At 70.7% G+C, this 10,692-nt stretch carries 5 protein-coding genes; 3 read left to right on the top strand and 2 right to left on the bottom strand.

Annotated elements, in window-relative coordinates; translation table 11 throughout:
• Positions 1-21: 21 nt before the first annotated feature.
• Positions 22-3,015, bottom strand: coding sequence for a hypothetical protein (locus OG226_RS38950; protein WP_329351551.1), 2,994 nt, complete (start codon positions 3,013-3,015; stop codon positions 22-24).
• 202 nt (positions 3,016-3,217) lie between these two features.
• Here OG226_RS38950 and OG226_RS38945 point away from each other — a divergent pair, with 202 nt between their 5' ends.
• Entirely contained in the window at positions 3,218-4,975 is a 1,758-nt protein-coding gene (locus tag OG226_RS38945) for a sigma-70 family RNA polymerase sigma factor (protein WP_329351550.1), read from the top strand.
• A 26-nt stretch (positions 4,976-5,001) separates the two neighbouring features.
• Here OG226_RS38945 and OG226_RS38940 read toward each other — a convergent pair whose 3' ends face one another.
• Complete coding sequence (locus OG226_RS38940; protein ID WP_329351548.1) at positions 5,002-7,158, bottom strand: UvrD-helicase domain-containing protein; 2,157 nt, start codon at positions 7,156-7,158, stop codon at positions 5,002-5,004.
• A 128-nt stretch (positions 7,159-7,286) separates the two neighbouring features.
• Here OG226_RS38940 and OG226_RS38935 point away from each other — a divergent pair, with 128 nt between their 5' ends.
• Together OG226_RS38935 and OG226_RS38930 are read left to right on the top strand one after the other, a co-directional pair.
• Entirely contained in the window at positions 7,287-7,985 is a 699-nt protein-coding gene (locus tag OG226_RS38935) for a hypothetical protein (RefSeq protein ID WP_329351547.1), read from the top strand.
• 78 nt (positions 7,986-8,063) lie between these two features.
• Complete coding sequence (locus OG226_RS38930; protein ID WP_329351546.1) at positions 8,064-10,667, top strand: GmrSD restriction endonuclease domain-containing protein; 2,604 nt, start codon at positions 8,064-8,066, stop codon at positions 10,665-10,667.
• Positions 10,668-10,692: the final 25 nt, after the last annotated feature.

Raw genomic sequence — 10,692 nt, 5'->3', positions numbered from 1 at the left:
GGGATGGACGGGAACCGGTGGTCAGCCGGTGCTGTGCACGGCCTCCGCGGTGACCAGGCATTCCGCGAGGGCGATGTCGACGGCGGTGAGATCCGGTGCGTGGGACGCGATGGGCGTCCACAGGTGGCGAAGTCCCCGTTCCAGACCGGCGGCACGGGCGTCACCGGCGGCGGCGAGCCTCGCGATCAGCGCGCATCCCAGAGACAGGTGAGGGACCCGCATCCAGGCTTCGCCCGGCCCGTGCAACCGGCCTGGGTCCCGTCCGCGGAAGGCCTGGTCCAGGTCGGGGTGTCCGTCGTCCAGGAAGATCGATACGGCGTCGAGTGCTTCGGAGAACTCCTCACGCGTGGCGTGGTAATGGAGGTCCTTGCGGGCACGGAACGCCTGCCAGGCGGCGTCGGCACGAGTGTCGGGGTCCAGAAGGCCCCGAGGGACGACACGGGCGCTGCGCCACACGGCCTGCTGCTGGAGTTCAGGGAGCTGGTCGAGGGCACGGGTCTGGGCGTCGAACCGGCCGACCGCGCCGCTCGGATCCGCCTGCCCGGCCAGCAACGCCGCGCTGGCGTCGCCCAGAAACTGGCCGACCTCGCCGAGGAGTTCCGCCTCCTCCGGGTAGAGCTCGCCGACGTCATAAGCGGGGTGACCGGAGAGATACGGCAGCAACGGGGCCGTGAGCAGCAGCGCACACAAAGGAGCCTGCCGCCAGACGCGACGTACGGTGGCAGGGTCCGCCACCTCCCGTATCCGCAGGGCGGCGAGACCGCTGCCCGCGAGCACGGAGGCGAGTTCGCCGGAGCGCAGTGCGCTGTCGGCCGCTCCCGTGAGGGCGGTGGGCCCGGCGTCCACGAGGGCGCTGCGGCATTCCGCCGGTGCCGTCTCTCTGGCTCCGCACGCCTGCAGGTCGCGTCCGCGGGCGGCCACGATCCACTGGTAGGGGATCGCGTCGGTGTCGCGCGGTAGCGCGCCGTACCCAGCCAGGTACTCCGAGACCCTGGCGCCGGATCCGTGGCCGGCGGCGGAGGTCCACGGGGAGCGGCGCAGCACGAGGGTGTCGCGATCACGCAGGCGGGGCCATCCGGGAGCTGTGGGTGTGAGGGCGCCCGCCTTCAGGTGCACGATCAGGGGGCCAAGCGACCGCCAGGCCGCTGGCAGCGGGATACGGCCGCTCTGGTCGACGGTGGCCGTCAACGGCTGTTCCCACGGGGCGAAGACGGCGTACAGGCGGGCGATCAGTTCGCCCGGGTGGCTCAGCCCCCGCAGCAGCAGTCCGCCGCCGTCGGGTACGACGTTTTCCGCGATGGGCTGGGTGCGCACGGTCGCGACATGGACGCTCTCCCCCGCGACCAGCAGCCGTATCTCGGCTTTCACGCAGTCGCGCACGGTGTCCGCCAGGGCCGCCAGTGAGTACCGGAGGTCTCCTCTGCGCGTGCGAGTGCGGCGTTCTGGACGCAGCGTGAGCAGGTTCGTCCCTTCGACGACCAGTGCCAGCAGAGGTGTCAACGCCACCGCCTGTTCCGGCAGGCGGACGGTCAGGGCGCTCTCGCCGGCCAGGTCAGCTGCGTCGATGTCGAGCGGCCGGATGGACCAGGTCAGGGGGTGACCGCCGAGTTCGAGGCGGACCTCGGAGTGCGGAATGCACATCTCGACGGTGAACTGACGGATCCCGTCGCCCAGCACCAGCCCCTTGGTGATCTCGTACGGGGAGAACGCGACGACGCGCTCGGAGGCGGTGACCGGTCCGCCGGTGCCGAGAGTCAGCCGAGCGGGGGCCAGGCCTCCGTGCGGGGCAAGCAGACGCCACTCAGCGGTCGGTTCGGCCGTGATGCCCTCGGCGAGGAAGGCCGCCAGTCGGCGCCTGCGCCGGGAGCCGACGCGGTGGACGAGAATCTCATACGGTCCCAGAAGCGGGCGGGGTACGTCCTTCCAGGGATCGAGGAGCTCCCCGGGAGCACCGGTCTGACGGGCGAGAGGCTCCTCGTGGCCGCGGCGGCGCACTTCGGCCTGCCAGAGTCGCGCGTCCGGCTCACCGGCGCGCCGCGGAAGCCGGAGAGCGGGCGGACGATGCCACACAGGTGCCCCGTCGTCGCCCGTGATCCAGGGCAGCGTCGCACCGCCCTCCCACCCGAGCGGCCGTCCGGCGGCTACGTCCAGCCAGTTTCCCGGAACCGCGGCGGCGGCCCGCACCCGCGTCACCCCGGTCAGTGACACCCTGCTCAGCGTCCAGCCGTTCCAGCCGTACGGGGTGGGCAGTTCCACGATGCCGGGGTCGGCGCCCTCGGTCTGCAGGGTGCCGGCGTGGAGAAGGCAGATCTCGGCGGCGGGCAGGGGCTCGTCCGGGGGGATGCGGTGGCCGTCGACGCCGAAGGCCAGGAGGGCGTGGTCCGGGTCCACGATCGCCGAGACATGAGTGGTTTCCGTCGGGTCTGTCGCCTCGACACGGCGCACGGGGCCCGGCAATACCCAGTAGGGCGGCAGGGCTGCAAACACCTCACCGTCGGCGGACAGTTGCCAGTCCCCCGCGTCCGGCTCGCCGGGCAGGGTCAGGAGCACGCTGCCCGCGCCGGGCCCGAGACGGACCTCGGGAGCGGAGGTAGCGCCGCGGGGCGGGGTGACCGAACCGTCCGCCGCGGTCGGCACGCGCCATGTCCAGCCCAGCGAGCGAGCGGCCTCCTGCGCGGCGCGACTCCATTCGTCGGCGTTCTCCGGGGCGGCTCCGTGTGACCCCAGGTCAGGGCGCGCCGCGAGCACGCGCGCGCGGGCTTTAGCTACCAGGCGCGGGAGTTCCGGACCGTCGGCCAGCGCCACGGTGTGGACCGCGCAGGCGGGCCAGCGTGCGAAGACCGTGTCGCGCGGGAGGTCGGAGTGGTCCGCGAGCAGCCGGTACGCCACCAGCGCTTCCAGGACGAGCGCGGTCCGTACGGCAGCGACCGGCTCAACCGCGCCGGCAGACGGCTCCCCCGCCTCGCGCCAGGCCCGCTCGCAGTCGTCCAGCAACTGCGTGGGATCGACCAGCATGCCCCGCCCCTCCCCGTCTCGGACGTACCGATCTCGCCCGGGACCGACCATCGTTGTACGTTCTACCATTCCTTCACATAAGGAGCATGGGGAATCCGCAGGTGAACGGTGCGTTCTACCCGGGGCGTGACTGATTGTCAGTGGTGGGTGGTGCAATGCGAGAGGCTCGTCGCACCGCAGTACGGCACATGGGGGCACGCTGATGACGACGGAACCCGAGGCCGGGACGCCGGCCGTGCTGCATGAGGCGCTGGTGACTGCCGCGGGGCCACAGCGAGCCCTGACCCCGGTGGCCCTGCGGGGACTGCTGGCCGGCGTGGACACCGCGGTGGTGGCCGAGGTGCTGGGCCGGGTGATGGCGGAGGGGGTCGCACTGCCTCCGGCCGCAGTGGCCGCGTTCGGCCTGGGAGGCGGTTCGGCGGCCCGAGCCGCGCCAGAGCTTCCCGCGACGGCCGAGCCGTTGAGCGACACCCAAGGTGAACGCAGCGTTCCGGCGGGGCCGGAGCCGGAACCACACCGACCACCGTGCTTCACCCTTGAGCTGCAGCAGGACAGCAGGCTGGACCTTTCCGCGTTGACCGTGCGAGCGCTCGGTCCCGGCGTTCCCTCCGCGTCCCGGCCGCCCCTGCGGGCCGAGAAGCCGTACGAGACGCTCGTCGGTCCTAGCACCGCACTCACCGTGCCGCCTTCGCCACGCCCCCGCCCCGAGCCCGTCGCCGAGTCCCCGGAGGGGGACGCGTCCCCACGTCAGGCCGTGGGCGACTCTTTCACGCAATACCGCAAGGAGATCGACAGGTTCCCACTGCTCTCCCGGCAACAGGAGGCGGAGCTGGCCCAGGCCATCGAGGCGGGACTGCTGGCTCGCGAGCGGTTGGACGAGGCCGGCCGGAAGATTGCCCCGAGGCCGCGGCGTGAGCTGGAACAGCTGGTCCGGCTCGGGGAACTGGCGTTCACGGACTTCGCCCAGGCGAACCTCCGGCTGGTTGTCAGCATGGCCACCTGGTACACGGGCCGCGGGCTGGACCTCATGGATCTGATCCAGGAGGGCAACCTCGGTCTGCTGCGCGCCATCGAGAAGTTCGACCACCTCAAGGGGAACAAATTTTCGACGTACGCCGTCTCGTGGATCCGGCAGGCGATCACACGGGCACTGGCGGACAAAGGCCGCACGATACGGATCCCCGTCCACGCGTACGAAACCCTGGCCGCGCTACGGAAGGCGGCACGGGAGTTGGGGCACGAGTCACCCACCGACGCTCTCCCCACGGTGGCCGCCCGCGCGGGTGTCACCGTTGACGAGGCGCAGGTCCTACTGGCCCGGGTCCGCCGAGTACTCCCTCTGGAGGACCTGACCGAGTCCATCGGTGACGACGCCTTGCACGAGGAATCGGACCGGAGCATTCAGGGACCACACTGGACCGAACCGGACTTCTACTACGGTGACCTGTCCCCGGCAGAAGTGCGTAAGCTGCTCAGCTGCCTCTCCGAACGAGAGCGCCAGGTGATAACCCTCCGGCTCGGACTCGACGACGGCCCCGAGCTCACCCTCGAAGCAATCGGAGCGGAGCTGAGCCTCACCCGGGAGCGGATCCGCCAGATCGAGTCCAAGGCCCTGTCGAAGCTGCGGGGGCAGATCGGCGAGAACCGGATCCGCGCCGCCCGTCCGGTCCGCGAGCCGTCGCGCGCCGTACCGAGCGACGTGAACGGGCATCCCAGCGACGTGGCCGTGCCTCCCACCGAGTTCGCTTCCGACGCCCCCTGTGTGCGTCGAAAGGTCTACCAGCCCGGGATCATCGTGGTCGGCCATCAGACGATCCACGTGGGCCTGCAGTGGCACGCGAAAACCGTCACCGTCCTGGTGGCGGACGAGTGGTTCCGAGTGGTGCACGACGGGCGCGAGATCACGACTGTCCGTCGCCAACGCACGGGAGTCGGCAAGATCCATGGGGCTCCGGACTGAGGTGGTGCCGGAGCCCACACTCGGCATCACGCCGCGAGGAACTCACTGGTCCGCCCGCTGTACGACACATACAGCGCCTCCCGCGCCCTCGTGCAGGCGACGAAGAGCAGGCATCGCTCGGCGGCCAGGTCGGTGGTGTGCTGGATGCGGTCCACCTCGGCCGGGGTGACGGCCGGCGCGAACGGGAAGGCGGAGCGGGTGACTCCGGCGACGGCGACGCACCGGTACTCCAGGCCCTTCATGCTGTGCAGCGTCGACACCCGTACCCCGACCGCGCTCTCTGGTTCGCCGTCCCGCACCCGCACCACGGGGATGCCGGCCGCGGCGAGCCGGTCGCCGAGCTTGCCCGCCAGGGTGTTGAAGCGGGCGCAGACGGCAATGTCCGAGGGCGCGACGCCGGCGTCCATCCAGTCGCGCACTCGGCGCAGGACGGCGTCGGCCTCCTCGTTCTCACTCCCGTGCCCCTCGCACACGGGCTGTGCGCCGTGCAGCAGCGAGCGGTATCCGGTGAGGGTGTCGTGGGCGTCGCCGGTCAGGTCGGCGACGGGCTCGCTGTCGAGCAGGCCGCGGGCCCAGCGCAGGATCTCCTCGGTGGAGCGGTAGTTGACGCGCAGTCGTCCGCTGCGTCCCGCGACGGAGATGCCGAGGGAGCGCAGCGAGACCCGGGCATCGTAGATCCGCTGGTGCGGGTCGCCGGTGACGAACAGGTCGTCGGGGCCTTCGGCCACCAGGACGCGCAGCAGGCGCCATTGCGCCGGGTGCAGGTCCTGCGCCTCGTCCACGACGACATGGTCGTACGAGGGTCCCGCACCCGGCTTGTCGCGCAGCAGCCGGGTGGCCTCGGCGCAGACCTGGAGCCAGGTGTGCGCCCGGTCACGGGTCAGGCCGTCCTCGAACAGGGTCACGGCCTGCCAGACGCGCCGCCGCTGGGGCTGCCCGAGCGCGCTGCCGCGTCCACGCCGTTCGCACGCCAGGTACTCCTCCTCGCTCCGCAGGTCCTGGGCGAGGACCACGTGCCGGTACTCCTGGGACAGGAACGACTCGTTCCAGGGCAGTTCGAGGCGGCGGGCCACGCGCTGCCAGCGGGTGCGCTCGTCCCGGTCGCCGAGCGCGGTCCCCGGGTTGCCGCGCAGTTGCCGTACGACGCGGTGAGCGACGGCGTCGACCGTGGTGACGTCGACACGGGCGAGCAGCGCCGGGTCGTGGTCGAGCAGCAGGGCGAGGCTGCTCTGCAGGGAGCGGGCCAGGGCTCCGGTGTAGGTGGTGAGGAGGACGCGCGTGTCGGGTGCCCGGTCCAGGAGGTGCTTGACCCGGTGCAGGGCGACGACCGTCTTTCCGGTGCCGGGGCCGCCTGTGATCTGGGCGGGTCCGGCATAGCCGGGCCGGTAGGCGATGCGCCGCTGGGTGGGGTGGAGGAAGATCCGCCAGGCGGCGAAGGGCTTGGTCAGGATGTCGGCGAGTTCGTCGGGGCCGGTGACGAGCGCGATGCGGCTGCGGGTGCGGGTGACGGCGGCGGCCAGGTCGTCCCCGGCGGTGTCCTCCCCCGCCGCGCTCTCGGCGACGGTCGCCTTCTGGCGTACGGCGACGAGGTCCCGGTAGATGTCGTTGGGGTCGAGGCCCTCGGCGAGCAGCCACAGCGCCTCATACTGGTCCTCCGGCATCAGCGACCCGAACGCCTCCAGCTGCGCCTTGCCGGTGACGGTGCGTGCGGCGCGCAGGGTGACGTCGTCGACGCCGAGGCGCCGCAGGACGGTGTCCGACCAGGGGGCGAACAGGAGTTGGGGCGCCGCGGCGGCCTCCTGAGCGAAGAGCGGGGTGATCTGCTCCATGGCGGTCAGGTCGCGTACTTCGAGGCAGCGGGTCACGGAGTTGACCGTGTAGAGCCGTCGGCGGGCCCAGGAGTAGGCCTTGTCGTGGGGAACGACGTGGACGAAGACGAAGAGGTCACTGCCGTCGTCGGGCGCAAGCAGCACGATCCGCAGCCCGTCGTCGACGCGGATGGTTCGCATCCGCGAGTCACGCGAGCTGACCACCGACTCCAGGTGCAGCCCCTTGTCCGCGTGGAGTTGGGCCACCGTCAGCTGCTGGAACTTGGCCATCGCCTTGTGGACGCGGGCGCGGGCCGGTTTGTCCAGCCGGTCGACGCCCTCCCAGAACGTGTTGGTGATCGCGATCTGCGGCATGTTCCCCACTCTCCGACAACACCGACCGACAGATTATCTGTTGACTCAGTTTACGAAAACCTCCATGATTCGTCGCAGGAGTTGCCGCACGACACAGGGGCATCGCGAGCGCGGGGGTTGTTGGGGAGATGACACTGCTGGAACCGGATACGGACGGCCAACTCGCTCTGGAAGACGACTGTGTGGACCTCTTCGATCTGGCCGGTGACCCTCTGGACGCGGCCGTGGCTCGGCTGAAGGCGGGCGTGAAGCCGACGGCCGAGGACATCGCCCTGCTCACCGAGGCGGCCCGCACCGCGCAGCGCGCCTTCGAGGAGGTCGGCGCGGCGAACGACGTACTGGACGACGCCTCGGACCTGGGCGAGGACCTGACGACCGCACTCGCGGAGACCCTGCGGCGCCGGGTCCGGGCCGAGGTCCCGGCACTGCTCGGCGCCCTGCGGGCCCAGGCGGCGCGTGTCGAGCGCTCCGAGGCCGTCCGTACGATCGCCAACCGCGTTCTCGGCAACGGCGGACCGGACGAGTCGGCCGCCCTGGCCCCCGTCCCCGCCCTCACCGCCGCCCTGCTGCCCCGCGTGCCGTCCGTGTACGACGACGAGGAGGAGGCGGGCGCGAGCCTCGCCGACCTGTGGGAGCGTCAGGAACGCCTGGAGCGGGTTCAGGACCGGGTGCGCGGGGAGCGGGTGGAGCACGTCGCGGCGCACCTGGTCGCGCTCGCGGAGCGGATCGTCGACCGGGCCTTCCTCGACGCCCGGTTCACGCGGGCGGCACTTGACGAGATGGACCGGGCTTACGCGCTGTGGTGTGCGTGCCTCGACGAGGGCTGAAGTGCCCCTGACTGTCAGCGGGAAGCCCTAGGGTCCTTCCCACGCGCTACGACCGGACCGATCACCGAGGGGGACGCCGTGCAGGCGAAGGAGACGCTGTTCGCCGATCTCGTCCAGGGCAGGGCACAGCAGTTCCAGGTGCCGCTCTATCAGCGGACGTACTCCTGGACGGAGAAGCAGCTCAGACAGCTGTGGACCGACATCCTGGAGCAGGCCGAGCTGCTGGAGTCCGGGGAGAAGGCGAGCACACACTTCCTGGGGTCCGTGGTGCTCGCGCCGTCGCCGCAGAACGAGGCGACGTTCCCCCGCTGGCTCGTCGTCGACGGTCAGCAGCGGCTGACCACGCTGTCGCTCGCCCTGGCCGCGATCCGCGACCACATAGCGGACGGCGAGCCGGACGAGGCCGAGCGCATCGACGAGGAATACCTCATCAACAAGCGCAAGAACGGCAGCGATCGCTTCCGGCTACTGCCGACCCAGGCTGACCGGGCGCAGTTCGCGGCATACGTTCGCGGGCCGCTCTCGGAGCAGGCCGCCGACGGAGCCGTCGCCGCCGCCTACGGCTTCTTCCGCCGCAAGCTCGTCGAGGCCGCCGATCCGGCCGCCCCGCAGGACGTGCTCCGCATCGAGGAGGCCATCACCTCCCGGCTCACACTGGTGGCGGTGACAGCCGAGCGCGCGGACAACGTGCACCGCATCTTCGAGTCCCTCAACAACACCGGCCTCAAGCTGAGCCAGGCCGACCTGCTGCGCAACTACCTGTTCATGCGGCTACCCACCCGCGGTGAGCGCATTTACGAGACCTACTGGCTTCCGCTGCAGGACAGTCTGAGCAACGACGAGCTGGAACAGCTCATGTGGTTGCAGCTGGTGCTCGACGGAGACGACCGGGTCCGCCGCCAGGACCTTTACGCGGCTCAGCAGCAGCGCTTCGAGCGCGGTGAGGTCAGCGAAGCGGAGATCGAGACGTACATCAAGGAGTTGTACCGGCGCGGCGCCCTCTTCCGTCGGCTGCTGCACCCCGAAGTGGAGCCGAACGCGGCCGTCCGCGCCCATCTGCACCGCTTGGACACCTGGCAGGCCCAGGTCACCTACCCCGCTCTGATGCTGCTGCTCGACCGACGCGAACGCAGGGACCTCAACTCCGCGGACACGGCCCGCGCGATGTCGTACATCGAGAGCTTCCTGATACGCCGGATGATGTGCCGCGTGCCGACGAACAACCTCAACAGGATCTTCCAGGCGGTGCCCGGGCAGCTGCCGCTCGACATGCCCGTCGCTGACGGGCTGCACCAGCTCCTCTCCGCCGAGAACCGCTTCTGGCCCGATGACGACGAGCTGCGTGAGAAGGTCCGGACGGCGCCCTTCTACAAGTTCGGCCGCGGGCACCAGCGCAAGATGGTGCTCCAGCGGTTGGAGGAGAGTTACGAGCATCCCGAACCGGTCGACTTCGCCACCGCGCAGCTCACCATCGAGCACGTCATGCCGCAGTCGCCGGGCGACGAGTGGCTCCGGATGTTGAGCGAGGACGTGGTCGACGGCGAGAGCGCGAAGGACCTGCACTCCCGGCTCCAGCACACGCTCGGGAACCTGACGCTCACCGCGGTCAACGCGGAGTTGTCCAATCACCCCTTCGAGCGCAAGCAGGGCCTGCTCCAGGGCAGCCACCTGGAGATGAACCGCCGCATCGCCACCACAGAGCGGTGGGGCGCGGACGAGATCCGCGCCCGTGCCGACGAACTCGCCGACCGCGCGTTCGCGCTGTGGCCGGCCCCGCTGCGCGGAGTCGGCCGAGCGGAGCGGAGCCGGGACTGGAACTTGGCCCACCAGGTGCTCGCGGCGCTCCCCCACGGCACCTGGACGTCGTACGGCGATCTCGCGGCGTTCATCGGCTCCGGCGCCCAGGCCGTGGGCAACCATCTGGCCAATACGCCGGGGGTGGCCAACGCGTACCGGGTGCTCACTTCCGAGGGCAAGGTCTCCGAAGGCTTCCGCTGGACGCCGCAGGACGTGGGAGGAGACGTCCGCGCCCGGCTGAGCGCCGACGGTGTGCGCTTCACGGCCAACGGGGCAGCCGATCCGGCGCAGCGTCTCTCCGCCGACGAGCTTGCCTCGCTGGTCGGGGAAGCCGACGGCGAGGAGGACGCTGCGCAGCGCGCCCCGGAGAGTCAGGGTGAGGAGACGCGCGCCGACCGGTTCTACGCTCAGCTCGTGGCGGAGAACTCCGACGAGAGGCGGTTCTTCCGGCGGCTCGCGACGCACGACTCCCCCGAGACCGTGGAAGCGGTGCGCGCGCTCTTCGCCCACTGGGAGGAACTCGGCGGCTCAATCCACTGGGTAGGAAACGACACCATGAGCAACGCCTTCCTCGCGCTGAGTGAGACGATCGCCCCGAGCCGCTGGATCTCGCCGATGAGCTTCATGCCGGGCAGTGGGTGGGCCGGCTCGGCGCACGTCGCCTTCCAGATTCTGGCCGTACAGGAGCCTTTCACCGACCACGCCCTGCGCGCCGAATTCCTCAGGCGCCTCAACGAACTTGAAGGTGTCGACCTCCAGGAGAGAAAGCCCGGGCCGGACCCCAGGTTCGAGTTGTCCGTGCTGGAGAAGGACCGCAACCGTGAGCTGCTCGTCGAGACTCTGACGTGGTTCCGGGACCGCTGGGAGAGTCGGGGCACGGACTGAGGCAGGGACTCAGGGGCCCAGGTTG

This window comes from Streptomyces sp. NBC_01261 (assembly GCF_036226385.1).
GTDB lineage: Bacteria > Actinomycetota > Actinomycetes > Streptomycetales > Streptomycetaceae > Streptomyces.
The sequence above is the reverse complement of the archived record's forward strand: the minus strand, read 5'-3'. Positions and strand labels throughout refer to the sequence as shown.